The sequence below is a fragment of the Heyndrickxia vini genome (assembly GCF_016772275.1).
Taxonomy (GTDB): Bacteria; Bacillota; Bacilli; order Bacillales; family Bacillaceae_C; genus Heyndrickxia; species Heyndrickxia vini.
In genome coordinates this window covers 553,417-568,368 of record NZ_CP065425.1, presented here as the reverse complement: position 1 = coordinate 568,368, position 14,952 = coordinate 553,417, and the positions used below count along the sequence as shown (strand labels likewise).

Below are 14,952 nucleotides of genomic sequence, written 5' to 3'. Positions count from 1 at the left end.
TACAATATACTTGTGGAAAAAGTCTTTTCTTTGTGTATAATCATGAATAACACACCCAGTGTCCGCATAAACCATAAATTATCGTCATTTAATAAAAAGATTCCTTGACCTCTTAACGCGATAGACTCCTAGATCCGAATCTATTATTTTTTAAACAAAATGGTCAGAATAGTCAATAAGTGAGAGGAGCAATTTCATATGAAAAACTTTATTTGCACAACTTGTGCAACGCAATATCCTCAATCGCAAGTACCCCCAAGTGAATGTACTATCTGTAATGAAGAAAGACAATATGTGAACCCGAACGGACAATCTTGGACAACTCTCAATGAAATGATTGAAAGCAATCAGTTCCATAATGAGATTTTATTAGAAGAAGATGGATTATACAGCATAACTACTAAACCTGAATTCGGTATTGGCCAGACTGCCTATTTCGTTCAACAAAACGGATTTGGTCTCATCTGGGATTGTGTTGCTTATCTAGACGAACCAACACTTGCAACTTTAGCGAAGTTTGGCAACGTACACGCAATGGCTCTCTCACACCCTCATTATTATTCGACCCAAGTCGAATGGGCGGAAAAATTGAACATCCCTATTTATATTCATGAAGACGACAAAGAATGGGTTATGAGACCAAGTGCGAAAATCCATTTCTGGTCCGGAGAAAAATTGGAGTTAACAAAAGGGTTGGTCCTTTATCGTCTGGGTGGACACTATAAAGGTGGAGCGGTATTGCACTGGGAAAACGGAAATAATGAGAAAGGCATTCTCCTAACCGGAGATATCATTCAAGTGGTGGCAGATCGAAAGTGGGTCAGTTTCATGTATAGTTACCCCAATTTAATTCCGTTACCTGCAAAAAAGGTGAAGGAAATCGCAGAAATCGTTAAAGACTTACCTTTTGACCGAATCTATAACGCGTTTCATAAAATTGTCGTTGAACAGGCGAATGAATCCGTTCAAAAATCCGCAAAAAGATATATTCAAGCGATTCAAGGTGAACTTTTCAACACCTAGAAATCTAGCAAACTAAAAAATGGATAAATTTTCATATTGATAAAAATAACTCATATACATTATATTTACAATGGAAATATTAACAAGAGAGGAACAGTGTATATGAGAAAACTATTCACAATTATTGTATCACTCGGTCTTATTCTCGCCTTTTCACTCAGCACAACAGAAATGGCAGAAGCAAAAACAAAAATCATTGCTTATAAAAATTGTAAAGAAATGAACAAAGTGTACAAAGGTGGAGTAGCTCGTTCATCATCCGTGAAAAATAAAGGAGGAAAAACAAAGTACAAACCATTTGTTTCAAAGGCGCTTTATGATAAAAACAAAAGCAGAGATCGTGACAAAGATTTAATTGCATGCGAACGATAAGAACCGCGGAGACCTTTCATATTTGAAAGGTCTTTTTTTTCTCGTATGTTTTCCATGAATGATCAGATATTTTAATAAACAATTCTGAACAACTAAATTATAGGCACTCATCTATACCTTTTCAAAAATAGACACATACCCTATTATGTTACATTTTGAGGAGGAGATAGAAAATGATGGGACAATTTGGTTTTGGAGGGTATCCTGGCATGGGTGGCTGGGACCATGGGTATCATCATGGCTATGATGGATTCCCTTACCATCACCATGGCTATGGCCATTATTATCATAACGTGGAGGATTTCTAAAATAGCGGCACAATTAACATAAAAATTAGCACATAAAAGCTTGGGATTTTTCCTAGGTTTTTTTGTTTAATTAATGGAGAAGTTGTTCAAGTCCATTAGAAGTTATATCTAATTTAATAAATAGGCGGAGAAATTTCCCTTAAATTGAAAATGGAACCTCAAAACGCCTTAAATAGGCGGAAATACTCCGACTATTAACTCCGAAAACGTGAAAATAATTAATTTTGCTTAACCTAATCGGAAAAACTCCGCTTATATACCCCGAACCGGGCTTTATTCAGCTATCTAACCGGAAAATATCCGCTTATTTTGATTATCTTTGGTTGCTCAAAAAGGACAATAATTACCTACTTAATTACCAAATAGCATATCAATTAACATAAGTAGTTAGCATGTTGACAACAATCATTCTCAAGATGCTTTATAGGCTGCGATTTTACCTGCTAATTAAAGTAATAATATCTCCTAATCGTTGATATAAAGAGGCAAATAAGAGACCAAATCATATACGATTTGGTCTCTTAATTAGCACGGTACTCTTTAGCAATCCCCTGAAAAAAACTTAGTTATAAAACTTCACACGATCTTCTAATGGAGCAAATTCTTTTTCGCCTGCTGGCGCTGTTGGTTTTCCGAATGGCATTTGAGCAAGAAGCTTCCATTCACTTGGAATATTCCATTCTTTTTTCACTTCATCATCAATTAATGGATTGTAATGTTGTAATGATGCGCCGAAACCTTCTAACTCTAGAGATGTCCAGATAACATGTTGAAGCATTCCGCTTGATTGTAATGACCAAATTGGGAAATTTTCGGCATATAATGGAAATTGTTTTTGCAATCCTTCTACTACGCTGTTATCTTCAAAGAATAATACCGTACCGTAACCACTGCCGAAAGCATTCATTTTGTCTTCTGTTGATCCAAAGTTTTCAGCTGGAACAATTTTTCTAAGTGTTTCTGTTGTGATGTTCCATAATTTTGTATGGTTTTCACCAGTTAACACAACTACTCTTGCTGTTTGTGAGTTAAATGATGATGGTGTATGTTTCACTGCATGATTAATCACTTCTTGAATTCTTTCATTTGAAACAACCGCTTCACTGCTGATTCCATAAATCGAACGTCTATTTTCAATTGCTGCATAAAAATCATTTTTATTCGTCATAAGTTTCGTCTCCCTTGTTGTCAAATATGTTTAAATTAGGTTTTGGTTAAACCATTAATTTTATCCGATTCCCCGAAGGGTCCTCTGTAAAGTAAACTCCATCTTTCTCTTCCACTAAGGCACCTATTCCAAGAAGCTGCTCGATTACTTTTTTTCTTGCATCTTCACTTGGTAACATAAGGGTGAACCACTTTAATCCCACACTATTTTCTGCCGGTTGAGGTGCGCCAACTCCTGCCCACGTGTTTAATCCGATATGATGGTGATAGCCACCCGTTGAAATAAAGAGCGCTTGCCCTCCATATCTCGTGACTACATCAAAGCCAAGACCTTTGCAATAGAACTCCTCCGTTCTTTGCAATTCGGACACATGCAAATGAATATGCCCCATCAATGTTCCCTCTGGAAGTCCAACCCACTGCTTTCCTCTTCCTTCAGCAAGCAAATCACGGACATTTAATGCTTCCGTTGTCATTGTTACCTGGCCATTTTTCCATTCCCATGTTGCCGAATTCCGATCAGAATAAATTTCAATTCCGTTCCCATCTGGATCCGCTAAATAAAGCGCCTCACTGACAAGATGGTCAGATGCTCCTTGTAACGGATAGCCCGTTTGGAGTAAATGCTGTAAAACGGCAGCTAAATCAGAACGACTGGGTAATAGAAGCGCAAAATGATAGAGCCCCGTTGTTCTCGCTTGTTTCGGAATAATATCTTCCGGTTGCTCAATCGATAGCAGCGGTGTTTTTCCATCCGCTGTTAATAACACTTTTTTATCTGCTTGCTTTAAAATTTGAAAGCCAATAATCTCTTGATAAAATTGTAATGAACGTTCCAAATCGGAAACTTTTAAATCGACTTGTTCGACAAATATATGGGGTGGTTGATGGAATCCCATCATGCTGGTACCTCCTAGTTGAAGATAATAAGTTACTTTATGTAAGTAATTATATTTTTTATACTTACATTAGTCAAGTAATTTAATTTAAAAACGGTAATACATAAATATAATGCTTCGTAACATACTAATAAAAAAATGTAGGAAGGACTTTACTCCATGCCTAATCATGCTCGTAAATACGTAGCCATTCTATTATTAATATGTCTCCCACTTTCTATTCCCGCCGTTTCCTTTGCCCAAAAAGAGGAAGATCCCAGACTCCAAGGATATTTACAATTTGAAAAAAATATCTTTGAAATCATAGCAACTAGTGTACAACCGTTGAGCACATTTAACGAGGAAATAAACGAAGAAGAATTATACACGATGATCACCTCTGCAAAAAATAAATTTATCGAAGGCTCAGAACAGTTAGCTGAACTAAACATCCCTTCCACACTACCAGATGATATAAAATTATCTTTGAATAATGTAAAAAAAGAATTATCTATCGGATTTAAAATTTTGAATGAAAGTTTGTTTTATTTTTCGGAATACATCAGAACTCGCGATCCAAATCTTCATCGAAAATACATAACGAAACGAAACCAAGGATTTCTCTATATCGATGGGGGTCTAACCTCATTAGCAACCGTACGACTGCGACTTAACGCACCGAAAAAAGCGATCCCTAACACATGGCAAGTTGGGAAAGGTTATTTTTACCGTTTAGAAAAAGTCATACCGATAAAAAGCAAAATAAAGTAGGCAACATTCGTTGCCTACCTATCAATAATAATACGATGATGCTTAATATACGAATATACCCCGATCACAACAATCAGAATGACTGCCCCATTGGCCGCAATGTTAACTATACTGACGTTGGGAAAGGACTGATTAATCTGGCTAATCCAATTTGCCAACCACGGATCCTTACTCATTCCAATCATTGCATTCTGAGCAATAAAACCACCCGCAATAATATTGATCCAAAAAAATGCCTTCGCCAGCCTAATAATGACTGACATAAAAAGCAACGAAATCATAAGGCTGCCAAAAATGCCCGTAGCCACCGGGAAAATTGTTTGCGAAATTCCCGAAATCACAAATACACTATCTAAACTAATCAAAAAGTCTGTACCCATAAGAAGCAATAAAACCTTCATTTTTCCATTCGGAGCACGATGCGTACGTGGAAGTAAATCCTCCCCTGAAATGGACACAGTGACCACTTTATAGGAGATAAAAAGCAAAATGATTCCTGTAATCAATTGAAATAGCGGGATACCCGAAAGCCCTTCATTAATTAAAATAACGTAAACCGTTCGCATGAAAGTCAAAACAATCGCAACGGGAATCGTCATATTCAAATAAGAATGCCTACGTAAGATCGCTCCCAAAATAAGCATATTATCTATATCACAAACTAAATTGATAAAAAACACTTTGAAAAACTCTTGCACCCGACCGCCTCGCTTCTTCCGGTTTTCAAAAACCTTTTAAATTGGACAGCATCAATTTATAGGTATTCACCCGGCAAAGAAAAAAGTACAACCTGTTGGGTGATTTCGAAGAATCAGCAACCTAGGAGGGTGATTTCGTTCCATACCACCTTTTCGAATCCGATAGTTTGTGGATCATACAATTGAATTTGTGACACACGGAAATCGTTTTGTGACTCATAAAATGCTTTTTGTAACCCATCGACTCCCCGGTAGTCAATAGACATAAAAAATACCGCTTCGATACGAAGCGGCACTTCAAACATTATTCCATTATTTAGCGGGTCGGTTACTCGGATAACTAACTTGCCGGCGTAAATAACATGAGTGTATGATTGGAACGGTCGAATGATTGATCATTTTGATGATTGAAACCTCTGCTATCCTTGCCTGTATTTTTTCTATTCGCTGTGAACAATAGTTCAAAGCTTCATTCAGATTTTCCGAACTCAAACGATTCGCTAATGTGCAGTGCGGCACCCATTTCTTCGGATGATACATTGAATCCGGAAGGTCCGCGAATTCCGCAAACGTTTGATGATATATTTCATGAAATGTCAGTAATCCAATTGTCGGCGTTGGTGCTAAAAATAGCAATCCAGTTTTCATGAATGTACCTAATGAACTCATTTCAACCGAAACTTCAAATTTGCTTTCAAAAAACTTGGCAAACTTTCGAATAAACGCTTCCTCATCTAACCTATTGTAGCTAGCTAACGTAAAATGCGGCCTTCGATCTCGCACCTCCTCCGCATAAGTAGAAATCGATAATTCACTAAGTTCTTTCCATATTGTTTTAATATATTCCTCTGTCACTTGATCAAAATGTGCTACAATCCCGTACATCAACTAACCTCTAATCTAAAACGGCAATTCCTGCAGCTTGTACTCAATCCCTAACTCCGCAAACCATTCATTCAAACCGGTCCACAATTTTTCACACATCTGATATATATGCTCCTTGTCGTCTAGCGTTCCGGCCATCACTTTTCGCACTAGCTCATCATAGCCAGAAGGCCTGGACTCCATTAACAAAGTTTCTTCAAACGTTCTCGCTCTTGTTGTGAAAAACTTCCTATTCGCAAGACCAATGAGTTTCGCCGTTTCCCAAACTAAATCTTTGACACCTAATGTGAGATAATCAAAATTCCCGACATTATAGTTGTTCCTTAGTTTACCAACTGTCTCATATGGTTCCCAAATCATAAATTCCCTCATCACTTCTTTAAAAACAGAATCAGAAGCTTGAAAGGGCATCTTTTTCAATTCTTCAAAAAGATTGGTTGGATCATATAAAGGAGTAATATGTACGAAAGCTCCTGCTTTAATCGGCCAAGATTCATCTACTTCTGCAGCTTCTTTAAAAATATCCTTTTTTTGAGCCATACCGATTTCAATTTTAAACTTATCATAGATAAACTCATGACCTTCTACTTGGGTTCCGTCTTCCAATACGACATGCATTTCAATATCTGAATACGGTCCATCCTTTTCTTGTCCGATAGAACCGTATACACCAATAGCTAATATATTGGTTCTATGTTTCGAGAGTAATCGATCTTTTATCTCATTCATCATGTTGAGCTTTTCTTCTCTTGTTGTTGGTACTGGGAAAGTAAGCATCCTATTTCTCCTATCTATGCCTTTTTCTCGTTAATATATTTTTCATACACTTCGGTTACTTTATCTTTATCAGGCACCAAAACAGTTAATTTTCGGTTCACTTCTTTTAATAAAACCAAGCATCGAAAAATACATCCGAGGACAATTCCGAAAGCTATAAATCCACCTAATAAGGGACCAAGTGCAAAAAGTCCATATCCTAATAATGTACTGATCAAAATCCACCCAATTAATTTCATTTTTTTCCCCCACATAATTGACTGAGATTTACCTTATTCCAAACCGCACCCCAATTCTTCTTTCTGACGCGTGTCTCAAAAACTTTCTTTCTCTTCTCGTTTTCGGAAAAATATGGGGTTGGTTTCACGACCATCGCAAGTACATCCTCAATTCCATTAGGGGCTGTTAAAATGGCCTCATCGTGCTCATTCAGTTTGACGCCTAGAGAGGTGGCTGTTTCTGGAAACTTTGATATTGCATCAACGGATGAAGTATACGGTGGGATATTATTTACGAGATGCATTCTCACCTCGTTTTTCACTGACCACGGCACATTCGGAAGGATGCCCCTAAGTCTGACTTCCAGCACCTTTTCCACACGTTCATCCGCATTCGAAGGATCAAAGTAAATCACGTCCACATCAGCCATCGGTGTTCGTTCCGAAAATCCATGAAGCGTGTCCCAAATTTTTGATCGAACAAACCCGGCACACACCCACCAATCAGGTAGTTCCAATGTTTTAGCGGCATGCAAAATGTCCATCATCCATGCGTCTTCTTGAATAATACGGATAATATCTGACTCGTTTTTTACCATATTCACAAACTCCTATTCTTCACATAGCTTTATCATAGCAAAATACCTATATCCAATAAATAGAATTTGGGGAATAATTAGATTTTTCCGTGCAAAAAGAACACTCTTCCCTTGAGAATCGTGCCCTTTAAACTTCTATTGGGACAATGTATTAGATTCCTTCACTTTCTTTTGCATCGATTGGAACGTATCTTTTCCAAAAAAAGCATCGGCTTTCTTATTTATTTCTTTGAGCATATCATCATTTTCTCGTAAAGTTTCTCTAATTCGTTGGACTAGTTGCAGCGCATCTTTCCCGGTTATTTGTTTAGCTACTAATTCTAAGAGAACCTTCGTATCAACTGAAAACCTCTCCGCAAAACGATGGCAATTGACCATATTCATTCTAAGAGCCTCACGGTATTCACTCGTAAATGCTCTCCTGATACATCCCCTAATACCGGCGTATCCATAGGAAACTTCCGAGGCAGCTCGGTAAAATAGGATGATTCCATCAGCATGACTTGATTGTGGATGCAATCGAAGTTCGGTAATTAAGGACATTAGTCGTCGTACCATTGGTTTTGCCGCTTCCATCGTGTTCCACCAGTCCAGCAGCCGCTGTCTTTCATCATCATTCATGACCAACGGTATCCCCCCTTACAGCCGTGGAACTGCTTGGATATTTTCAATACGCGAACGGATTTCTTGCCATTTCTTCCCTAAAAACTCCTGACCTAGGCTAACTGCTTCCCTAATCCTTTGCTCAATTTGTCTATTTAATTCCCTGCTTAATGCAACCAAATAATAGACTTCAGCGGAAACGTTTTTTACTGCTAATTCAAAATTCGGCTGTAATTGTTGTGCACTTATTCGAAGTGTATCCAAATCAAAAACAAGCATTTCCATTGCAAGGGGCATCGCTTCACCTTTTCGCATTCGATCAATGGTCCCTTGCACCGCATCAAATCCATAACCAACATCTGCAACAGAAGCATGATAAGGATTCAATCCTGGCTGTGTTCGTATGGAGGGAACCGATCGAAAACCAGTCGTAATAGAACAAACCACCTCTTTGGCCGCCATTCCTTTTTCTAAAACCGTGTATATCGCTTCGAGATCATCATGTGACATTCGTTTATTCTCCTTAAAAATGCATCTTTCTAAATCATATTTATCGGAAAATACATTTATATCTTGTCCCTCTTTTTTGCAGGTAAAATAAGACTTTCGAAGAATACTAAACTTGAACAAAAAGGGGGATGAAGTGGATGAAAAAACGTCATGAAGTGTTATTTAACCAATTAGAAAGCTATCGAAATGAAATACTTAACGTGCTGGAAAATGTTTCGAAGGAAGAAGCGGAAATAATCCCAAAGGCTTTTCACAACAATATACGTTGGAACCTTGGACATATCTATCTCGACCAATATTTATGGATTCGAGCGGTAACAAAGGAAAAAGTAAATGTTCCCGACTCGTTTCAAGCCTGGTTTGGCTATGGAACCTCTCCTGCTGACTTCAGCTCCGAGACACCAACAATTGAAGAGCTGAAGAATTTACTAAAAAAGCAACCAACGGCGATAAAAGAAGCTTATGGTGATCGACTTGAAGAGGAATTTCCTCCAACGGATATGGGAATGCACACGATTGAACAAGCATTAATTCGAACTATTTTTCATGAAGGTATGCATTTGCAAACAATTTTAGATATTAAAAAATGCATTTTGTAGAAATACAATCTTTTTTAATATATACTGGTCTCGTTTGGAAAAATCCTAACTATAATAGAAATAAAAACAAAGAAAGATAGGGAAATGTGTGAAAGAAAGAACTAACGAAAAGCAAATCCATCAATGGATACAGGCAACGATAGATACTGTTGGAATGGATATCGAATTAAAGCAAATGCATAACGGGATTAATATGAGTTATAATTTTATTTTTAACAATGTAGGTTATGATGTTAAACGTGTCGGGGAAGCCTTAACGGAAACGAAAACACCTATTTCACCTGAAGCATATATAAAAGCGCTGACTATACATGAATTAGGTCATGCAGTAGATCGAAAAGCTTTAATGAATTCACTCGAAAGAACAATTGAGATCTTTGAGATGAAAAAAAGTTATTCACTAAAAGAACAATATAGTGACCTCAAACTACTCGGCATGCTGCTTGAAGAGCATTTAATGAATATTGATTTTGAAGAGACGGCCTGGGCAAATGCAGAAAACATGAACAAAAAGTTTTCGATTGTGGATTGGCAAAGCTTCGATCAAGTTAAAGCCCAAGGACTAGCCACTTATCATCATTTATATCAAAGAGATTTAACTCTTTATAACAAACTTTTGGCCGGGCAAAGCGAACAAATTGCATAGAGAAATACAAGAATCAGCCAGAGTTTTTTTGACTGATTCTTTTTTTATTCATCCATTTTCTATCCTAATGATGGGCAAAATCATTCCCTCAATCCTTCACCAATCCCGCTCGCAATTGATCAATCCCAAACTCTAAATACCCTTTTAAACAAGTTAAAACGTACACCCAACCTTCTTTGTTATCGATCATATGATTTATTAATTGATCATCTTTTTCATCAAAACCTTCTTCTACTATTTCAATAATTGAACCGTCCTGATCCACCTCTTGAAGAGTAATTGTTACAATATTTCCCTCTTCTCCCCATTGAAAAACGATTTTTTTATTTTTCACTAGTTCTAAGATATGAATATCACCTTCTGCACCGTATTCGTCATATCGCAATGTAATCGTTTTGCCCTGTTCCCATCTTTCAGAACTTGATGAAAACCAAAACTTCCCGATTTTCGCAGGATTAACGAACGCTTCAAACACTTCATTTACAGATTTATTTATTTTCATTTTTGTAAGATTATTCATGAAAAATCCCTCATTTCGTATATTGATTATGCCTGTAACACCTTTAGATCTCCATTGCGTTTAATGCAGGATCCGCCAGCAACGGTTCATACATCATGATTGCATGGTTCTCCGTAACGAACTCATCATCGATTAGCTGGTTATCTAGATTAAATTTTCTCCGATGAATCCGGTTATGCCGAACATACCCTCCCCAATATTCCTGTCTAATCATATGGTCTTGCTCATATACTTCATAGGAATGAATGGATGGAGCGCTTGATCTCCATTCCCCGACTAAATGGGTATCCGTCAAGTAAACTATTAATTGATACGTGTGATTCGTTTCATTTTTTATTTGCAGATCAAGATAGTTGTATGCACAAGTCGCCCCACTCCCAAACGGCTGGCTACGCTTTGAATCCGGAAAGACATCATAACTATGGCGGTATCGTTCGGTAACCGTTAAAGGAGAATGCAACGTCATCCAATAAATCAAATTCGATAACTGGCATAACCCGCCGCCTACGCCCGTTTGAACCTTTCCATAATGTAAAATCATTCCGTCTACATATCCTTTTTTTCTTGAAGTGTTGCCAAGCAATCGCCAATAAGAAAAAGTTTCACCAGGTTTAATAACCACCTTATTTAGTTTCGCCGTGGCAAGTCCAAGGTTTTTCACCTTATTATGCTGCAACCACATCTCCACATCTTTTAATTCTCTCATAAGGACAGTTTGATGGGTAAAAATAACATGTTGTAATAGAGTATCCCCTTTTTTTAACGAAAATTTCTTGCTTCCGAAGTACCAATCCACATACCTCCTGAATCGATAGTACTTTTTCCCAAAATAAATTCGAAGCGGACTCCTATGTATCGGCTTTAATGACTCCATATCCCACACCCCTAACAAATTCCTATTTTTCTATATTAGAAAATCGGAAAACAAGCTTGTCCCCATCAAACATGTTACCATATTCCTCCACGTAAACACCGTTCGTATAATTAGAAATCGTCTTGCTCCAAAATTTTTGCCCAGCAATGTTTTTTTCTAATGGATTCGTAAACAGTTCCCAATTTCCTTTGAATTGTTCAAATACCTGATTGGCCGCATATTCAGCAATCCCTTGCCCTCTTAACGATTGAATTAAAAAGAATTCATTGACAAAATAGTCGATTCCTTTATTACAATGCGGAGGAGTCGCTATTAAAATGAATCCCGCCGGTATCCCATCTACTAAAATTAAATAGGGAAATAAAATCCCCGGCTTTTCCCACCAAATATTTTGAACCTCATACTGGTCACCTAAAGTTTGAAAATCGTCCGTCTCTTCGTAAATTCCATGGATGTTTGGTAGTCTGCTATAATGACCTGACAAATCGTATAGATACAAAGGATATAAATTTTTAATAATATAGGATTCCGTTTTATCGGTTAATCGTACCTCAATTTCCATTCGGGTTCTCCTTTAATAATTGATATTCATCCTAAATTATTACAATTCTATATAATTAGGTGATTTCCCTCTTCTTTCTGAAAGTAAAAAAGTCAATTGTTCTTAATTAACAATTATCTTTTTTAGTTTAGAAATTCGTGTGAATCTATCGTTTGAAAAGAAGACTATGCGCCGCAAATGACATTCTATGATCCACAAATCGTTTTCTATGCGGCACCAATTATTTTTTATGATCCACAAATCGTAAATCTCTTGTTTGAAAAGAACCCTATGATCCACAAATGACATTCTATGATCCGCAAATCGTTTTCTATGCGGCACCAATTATTTTTTATGATCCACAAATCGTAAATCTCTCGATTGAAAAGTAACCTATGAGTCACAAATAACATTCTATGATCCACAAATCGTTTTCTATGCGCCACTAACTTTTTTCCATGATCCACAAACCGTGAATCCATCGTCTGAAAAGAACCCTATGATCCACAAATGACATTCTATGATTCGCAAATCGTTTTCTATGCGGCACCAATTATTTTTTATGATCCACAAACGGAAAAGTGCTGTACTCCATAAGGAAGTACAGCACCAGTTTAATCTATTACTTTTTACTAGATTTAAATAATTTTTGAGACATAAGATACGCTAAAGTTGCGATTAATAAAGTCACTAATAACGGCATACTAGTTGTCTGCCCAAACGATACGTCTTGACTTAAATTTTTATTAGTTGAAAATATATCAGGTGTATAAAGAGCTGTTAGAACCCAACCTGTTACAAATTGATATACTATATACAGCAAAACAAAACTGAATATAAATATTATATATTTTTTCACTCTTTTCTCCCCCTTTGTTTTTTCTCGAACAATTAGGAATCGAATAATTTTACATTACGTACATATAACTTTTATTTACGTTTTCTCCATTTCACCAATCAATTCCTTTATTATTTTCACACAAAAATAGAGCGATCTACCTTTAAAGAATCGCCCTAAAGATTTTTATGTTTAGTTTTATCGTCAATTAAAAAACCAATTTCTATTTAAAAGAAATTGGCACTTTGCTTAACGTGACGCTTTTGGCGGTTGGCACACATCACATTTACGTTGATTATTTTTCTTAAACTTTGTAAATGTTCTCTCGAAATTGCTGCCACATGAACATTTAAACAGTAACTTTTGAGAAAAACCGTGATATTCAGTCGATAATAATTTACTTTCTGAATTGTTCTCAACAAATTTTTTTATTTCGCCGATTGTCCATCGTTTATTCATTCTTCCACACCTCCATTTTCTCAGCTAGGCGGAGGCATTTTTGGCATCCGTTCAATTATTATTTGAGTTTTTTATTATAACATGAGCTGAGATACAATTAAATAGATCCTTCATTTGATAGCATGTATAGCAAATCCAAGACAGTTATTGTTTTTGGTTGAATAACTTCCCATTACAGAAATGCACAAACATTAATACAAAAATTGTAGCCATATATGTTCTGGTTCGTGTAATTCTAATGCATGTCGAAGCCATTTTTTCTTATCATTATCGAGATAATCCCGTATGGCAATAAAATCTTGATGGTCTATTTCTCTTGTATATTTCGCTTTATATAAAAGTACAATTTCTGGATTTAGATACGGAATACCTGTTTTAGTAATGCTCCAAACCGAATTAAGTGGATAGGAAATCCTTACATCCCTTCTAAATAACCAATCATTTTCTTTCGTTTCATTAAGAAGAATTTCAATTTTTTCTTCGTTTAACGAAGCGTATATTTCATGAATTGGTAATTCTAAAAACTCGTTTCCCCAAGTATAGAATTCACCTTTAATGACCTTTTTGAACTCCCATTCTTTGAGATATTCTTTTAGATATAGTTGGTCCTTTCGAAAAACAGCAAACTCTATATCTTTATGTTCCCTTGTTTCCTTACCAATAAAAAGGTCAATCGCACACCCTCCAGCAATGAACCATGTTTTATTAAATCCCGCCATCAGTGAAGTAATACTCTGGCATCGTTCAAATGACATATTAACCCCCCGTAAGAAAAAAATTTCTACTACAGCAAAAAAAGCGTTAATCTCTTTCGATTAACGCTCTGAAATTTAAAAATCCGCAACGTATCATGAATTTATTTTTCTATTAACTGAATAAGATTGCCGCATGTATCGTCCAAGACAGCTATTGTTAGTTCACCCATTCGTGTCGGTTCCATCGTAAATTTTACGCCTTTCTCCATTAATTGCTTGTACTCTTCATGAATATCTTCTACGCCAAACATTGTCACAGGGATACCTTCAGCAAATAGCTTCTTTTGATATTCTTTAGCAGCAGGATGAGCATTTGGTTCGAGTAATAACTCAGTGCCATCTTGTTCATCAGGAGAAACAAGTGTTAACCACCTATATTCACCAGTAGGAACATCCTCTTTTTTTACAAATCCTAGTTTTTCTGAATAAAACTTCAGTGCCTTTTCTTGATCTTGTACAAATATACTGGTTACGATAATTTTCATTTTGTTGATTGCTCCTTTGTTAAGTGGAATATATTTGCTTTGTAAAATTCTTCGATATTCGCCCGACATCTCCACCCATTGGAAAATTACTCTATCCATCCTTTCAATAGATTTTTAAGAGGTTGGTTATTAAATACAATAACTCGATATTTCCCCTTTTTTTTTGATTTTATAAGCTCTGCATTTTCCAATGTAGTAAGATGTTTAGCAATCGCCTGTCGTGAAATGGAAAGGTTATGCTTCATAATGAGACGAGCAGTAAGTTCATACAATGTCATTTCATTACGTTCTGATAATTCGTCTAAAATAAGTCGCCGAGTCGAGTCGGCAAGTGCTTTGAAAATTGCGTCTTTGTTCAAACTCATACTAAAATTATATGCAACTTTAGGGTTGCTGTCAATAATACGTAACTATACGGTTGCATAT

23 protein-coding genes are annotated in these 14,952 nt (G+C 36.5%); 6 read left to right on the top strand and 17 right to left on the bottom strand.

Annotated elements, in window-relative coordinates; translation table 11 throughout:
* The first annotated feature begins 198 nt into the window (after nt 1-198).
* The 3 genes from I5776_RS03080 (at nt 199) to I5776_RS21560 (ending at nt 1,703) form a co-directional block, all read left to right on the top strand.
* The gene (locus I5776_RS03080) at nt 199-1,023 is read left to right on the top strand and encodes an MBL fold metallo-hydrolase (RefSeq protein WP_202778921.1); all 825 of its coding nucleotides are present in this window, start codon (nt 199-201) and stop codon (nt 1,021-1,023) included.
* A gap of 102 nt (nt 1,024-1,125) precedes the next feature.
* Complete coding sequence (locus tag I5776_RS03075) at nt 1,126-1,395, top strand: excalibur calcium-binding domain-containing protein (protein ID WP_202778920.1); 270 nt, start codon at nt 1,126-1,128, stop codon at nt 1,393-1,395.
* Nucleotides 1,396-1,568: 173 nt separating this feature from the next.
* Nucleotides 1,569-1,703 carry a hypothetical protein gene (locus tag I5776_RS21560; protein WP_281397286.1) on the top strand — a complete coding sequence of 45 codons (135 nt, stop codon included), beginning with the start codon at nt 1,569-1,571 and terminating at the stop codon, nt 1,701-1,703.
* Nucleotides 1,704-2,265: 562 nt separating this feature from the next.
* Here I5776_RS21560 and I5776_RS03070 read toward each other — a convergent pair.
* Nucleotides 2,266-2,871, bottom strand: coding sequence for a nitroreductase family protein (locus tag I5776_RS03070; protein WP_202778919.1), 606 nt, complete (start codon nt 2,869-2,871; stop codon nt 2,266-2,268).
* 46 nt (nt 2,872-2,917) lie between these two features.
* Complete coding sequence (locus tag I5776_RS03065; RefSeq protein WP_202780647.1) at nt 2,918-3,769, bottom strand: VOC family protein; 852 nt, start codon at nt 3,767-3,769, stop codon at nt 2,918-2,920.
* A gap of 159 nt (nt 3,770-3,928) precedes the next feature.
* Between I5776_RS03065 and I5776_RS03060 the strand changes: the two genes are divergently transcribed.
* The gene (locus tag I5776_RS03060) at nt 3,929-4,519 is read left to right on the top strand and encodes a hypothetical protein (RefSeq protein ID WP_202778918.1); all 591 of its coding nucleotides are present in this window, start codon (nt 3,929-3,931) and stop codon (nt 4,517-4,519) included.
* A gap of 14 nt (nt 4,520-4,533) precedes the next feature.
* On the opposite strand, the gene I5776_RS03055 is transcribed toward I5776_RS03060, so the two are convergent.
* The 7 genes from I5776_RS03055 to I5776_RS03025 form a co-directional block, all read right to left on the bottom strand.
* On the bottom strand, nt 4,534-5,199 hold the full coding sequence (locus I5776_RS03055; RefSeq protein WP_202778917.1) for a TerC family protein: 666 nt from the start codon (nt 5,197-5,199) through the stop codon (nt 4,534-4,536).
* Between the two features lie 330 nt (nt 5,200-5,529).
* Nucleotides 5,530-6,102 carry a 2'-5' RNA ligase family protein gene (locus I5776_RS03050; protein ID WP_202778916.1) on the bottom strand — a complete coding sequence of 191 codons (573 nt, stop codon included), beginning with the start codon at nt 6,100-6,102 and terminating at the stop codon, nt 5,530-5,532.
* A gap of 15 nt (nt 6,103-6,117) precedes the next feature.
* A complete protein-coding gene (locus I5776_RS03045) occupies nt 6,118-6,879 on the bottom strand; it encodes a kanamycin nucleotidyltransferase C-terminal domain-containing protein (protein WP_202778915.1) in 762 nt (253 codons plus the stop codon).
* 14 nt (nt 6,880-6,893) lie between these two features.
* Entirely contained in the window at nt 6,894-7,118 is a 225-nt protein-coding gene (locus I5776_RS03040) for a hypothetical protein (protein WP_202778914.1), read from the bottom strand.
* A complete protein-coding gene (locus tag I5776_RS03035) occupies nt 7,115-7,696 on the bottom strand; it encodes a nucleotidyltransferase family protein (RefSeq protein WP_202778913.1) in 582 nt (193 codons plus the stop codon). Before I5776_RS03035 ends, I5776_RS03040 begins: the two co-directional genes overlap by 4 nt.
* A gap of 135 nt (nt 7,697-7,831) precedes the next feature.
* Nucleotides 7,832-8,317 carry a hypothetical protein gene (locus I5776_RS03030; RefSeq protein WP_202780646.1) on the bottom strand — a complete coding sequence of 162 codons (486 nt, stop codon included), beginning with the start codon at nt 8,315-8,317 and terminating at the stop codon, nt 7,832-7,834.
* An 18-nt stretch (nt 8,318-8,335) separates the two neighbouring features.
* Nucleotides 8,336-8,809 (bottom strand): hypothetical protein, encoded by a 474-nt coding sequence (locus I5776_RS03025; RefSeq protein ID WP_202778912.1) that lies wholly within the window; start codon nt 8,807-8,809, stop codon nt 8,336-8,338.
* Nucleotides 8,810-8,946: 137 nt separating this feature from the next.
* On the opposite strand from I5776_RS03025, the gene I5776_RS03020 reads away from it, so the two are divergent.
* Both I5776_RS03020 and I5776_RS03015 read left to right on the top strand, forming a co-directional pair.
* On the top strand, nt 8,947-9,408 hold the full coding sequence (locus I5776_RS03020; RefSeq protein WP_202778911.1) for a DinB family protein: 462 nt from the start codon (nt 8,947-8,949) through the stop codon (nt 9,406-9,408).
* 88 nt (nt 9,409-9,496) lie between these two features.
* Nucleotides 9,497-10,054, top strand: a complete 558-nt coding sequence (locus tag I5776_RS03015) for an integrase (protein WP_202778910.1) — start codon at nt 9,497-9,499, stop codon at nt 10,052-10,054.
* Between the two features lie 88 nt (nt 10,055-10,142).
* Here I5776_RS03015 and I5776_RS03010 read toward each other — a convergent pair whose 3' ends face one another.
* From I5776_RS03010 to I5776_RS02975, 8 genes are all read right to left on the bottom strand, one after another.
* Complete coding sequence (locus I5776_RS03010) at nt 10,143-10,574, bottom strand: SRPBCC family protein (RefSeq protein ID WP_202778909.1); 432 nt, start codon at nt 10,572-10,574, stop codon at nt 10,143-10,145.
* Nucleotides 10,575-10,617: 43 nt separating this feature from the next.
* A complete protein-coding gene (locus I5776_RS03005; protein ID WP_202778908.1) occupies nt 10,618-11,448 on the bottom strand; it encodes a VanW family protein in 831 nt (276 codons plus the stop codon).
* 22 nt (nt 11,449-11,470) lie between these two features.
* Nucleotides 11,471-12,010, bottom strand: a complete 540-nt coding sequence (locus I5776_RS03000) for a GNAT family N-acetyltransferase (RefSeq protein WP_202778907.1) — start codon at nt 12,008-12,010, stop codon at nt 11,471-11,473.
* A gap of 601 nt (nt 12,011-12,611) precedes the next feature.
* The gene (locus I5776_RS02995) at nt 12,612-12,848 is read right to left on the bottom strand and encodes a hypothetical protein (protein WP_202778906.1); all 237 of its coding nucleotides are present in this window, start codon (nt 12,846-12,848) and stop codon (nt 12,612-12,614) included.
* Nucleotides 12,849-13,076: 228 nt separating this feature from the next.
* Complete coding sequence (locus I5776_RS02990; protein WP_202778905.1) at nt 13,077-13,286, bottom strand: hypothetical protein; 210 nt, start codon at nt 13,284-13,286, stop codon at nt 13,077-13,079.
* A gap of 191 nt (nt 13,287-13,477) precedes the next feature.
* Entirely contained in the window at nt 13,478-14,041 is a 564-nt protein-coding gene (locus tag I5776_RS02985) for a nucleotidyltransferase domain-containing protein (protein ID WP_202778904.1), read from the bottom strand.
* A 101-nt stretch (nt 14,042-14,142) separates the two neighbouring features.
* Nucleotides 14,143-14,526: a VOC family protein gene (locus tag I5776_RS02980; RefSeq protein ID WP_202778903.1), complete on the bottom strand. Its 384-nt coding sequence runs from the start codon at nt 14,524-14,526 to the stop codon at nt 14,143-14,145.
* 86 nt (nt 14,527-14,612) lie between these two features.
* A complete protein-coding gene (locus I5776_RS02975; RefSeq protein ID WP_202778902.1) occupies nt 14,613-14,891 on the bottom strand; it encodes an ArsR/SmtB family transcription factor in 279 nt (92 codons plus the stop codon).
* Nucleotides 14,892-14,952 lie beyond the last annotated feature (61 nt).

What these genes read in the sequence shown, in the direction of transcription:
- I5776_RS03080 (WP_202778921.1), top strand. Translation starts at nt 199, where the DNA reads ATGAAAAACTTTATTTGCACAACTTGTGCAACGCAATATCCTCAATCG.
- I5776_RS03075 (WP_202778920.1), top strand. Translation starts at nt 1,126, where the DNA reads ATGAGAAAACTATTCACAATTATTGTATCACTCGGTCTTATTCTCGCC.
- I5776_RS21560 (WP_281397286.1), top strand. Translation starts at nt 1,569, where the DNA reads ATGATGGGACAATTTGGTTTTGGAGGGTATCCTGGCATGGGTGGCTGG.
- I5776_RS03070 (WP_202778919.1), bottom strand. Translation starts at nt 2,871, where the DNA reads ATGACGAATAAAAATGATTTTTATGCAGCAATTGAAAATAGACGTTCG.
- I5776_RS03065 (WP_202780647.1), bottom strand. Translation starts at nt 3,769, where the DNA reads ATGGGATTCCATCAACCACCCCATATATTTGTCGAACAAGTCGATTTA.
- I5776_RS03060 (WP_202778918.1), top strand. Translation starts at nt 3,929, where the DNA reads ATGCCTAATCATGCTCGTAAATACGTAGCCATTCTATTATTAATATGT.
- I5776_RS03050 (WP_202778916.1), bottom strand. Translation starts at nt 6,102, where the DNA reads ATGTACGGGATTGTAGCACATTTTGATCAAGTGACAGAGGAATATATT.
- I5776_RS03045 (WP_202778915.1), bottom strand. Translation starts at nt 6,879, where the DNA reads ATGCTTACTTTCCCAGTACCAACAACAAGAGAAGAAAAGCTCAACATG.
- I5776_RS03040 (WP_202778914.1), bottom strand. Translation starts at nt 7,118, where the DNA reads ATGAAATTAATTGGGTGGATTTTGATCAGTACATTATTAGGATATGGA.
- I5776_RS03035 (WP_202778913.1), bottom strand. Translation starts at nt 7,696, where the DNA reads ATGGTAAAAAACGAGTCAGATATTATCCGTATTATTCAAGAAGACGCA.
- I5776_RS03030 (WP_202780646.1), bottom strand. Translation starts at nt 8,317, where the DNA reads ATGAATGATGATGAAAGACAGCGGCTGCTGGACTGGTGGAACACGATG.
- I5776_RS03025 (WP_202778912.1), bottom strand. Translation starts at nt 8,809, where the DNA reads ATGTCACATGATGATCTCGAAGCGATATACACGGTTTTAGAAAAAGGA.
- I5776_RS03020 (WP_202778911.1), top strand. Translation starts at nt 8,947, where the DNA reads ATGAAAAAACGTCATGAAGTGTTATTTAACCAATTAGAAAGCTATCGA.
- I5776_RS03010 (WP_202778909.1), bottom strand. Translation starts at nt 10,574, where the DNA reads ATGAATAATCTTACAAAAATGAAAATAAATAAATCTGTAAATGAAGTG.
- I5776_RS03005 (WP_202778908.1), bottom strand. Translation starts at nt 11,448, where the DNA reads ATGGAGTCATTAAAGCCGATACATAGGAGTCCGCTTCGAATTTATTTT.
- I5776_RS03000 (WP_202778907.1), bottom strand. Translation starts at nt 12,010, where the DNA reads ATGGAAATTGAGGTACGATTAACCGATAAAACGGAATCCTATATTATT.
- I5776_RS02990 (WP_202778905.1), bottom strand. Translation starts at nt 13,286, where the DNA reads ATGAATAAACGATGGACAATCGGCGAAATAAAAAAATTTGTTGAGAAC.
- I5776_RS02985 (WP_202778904.1), bottom strand. Translation starts at nt 14,041, where the DNA reads ATGTCATTTGAACGATGCCAGAGTATTACTTCACTGATGGCGGGATTT.
- I5776_RS02980 (WP_202778903.1), bottom strand. Translation starts at nt 14,526, where the DNA reads ATGAAAATTATCGTAACCAGTATATTTGTACAAGATCAAGAAAAGGCA.
- I5776_RS02975 (WP_202778902.1), bottom strand. Translation starts at nt 14,891, where the DNA reads ATGAGTTTGAACAAAGACGCAATTTTCAAAGCACTTGCCGACTCGACT.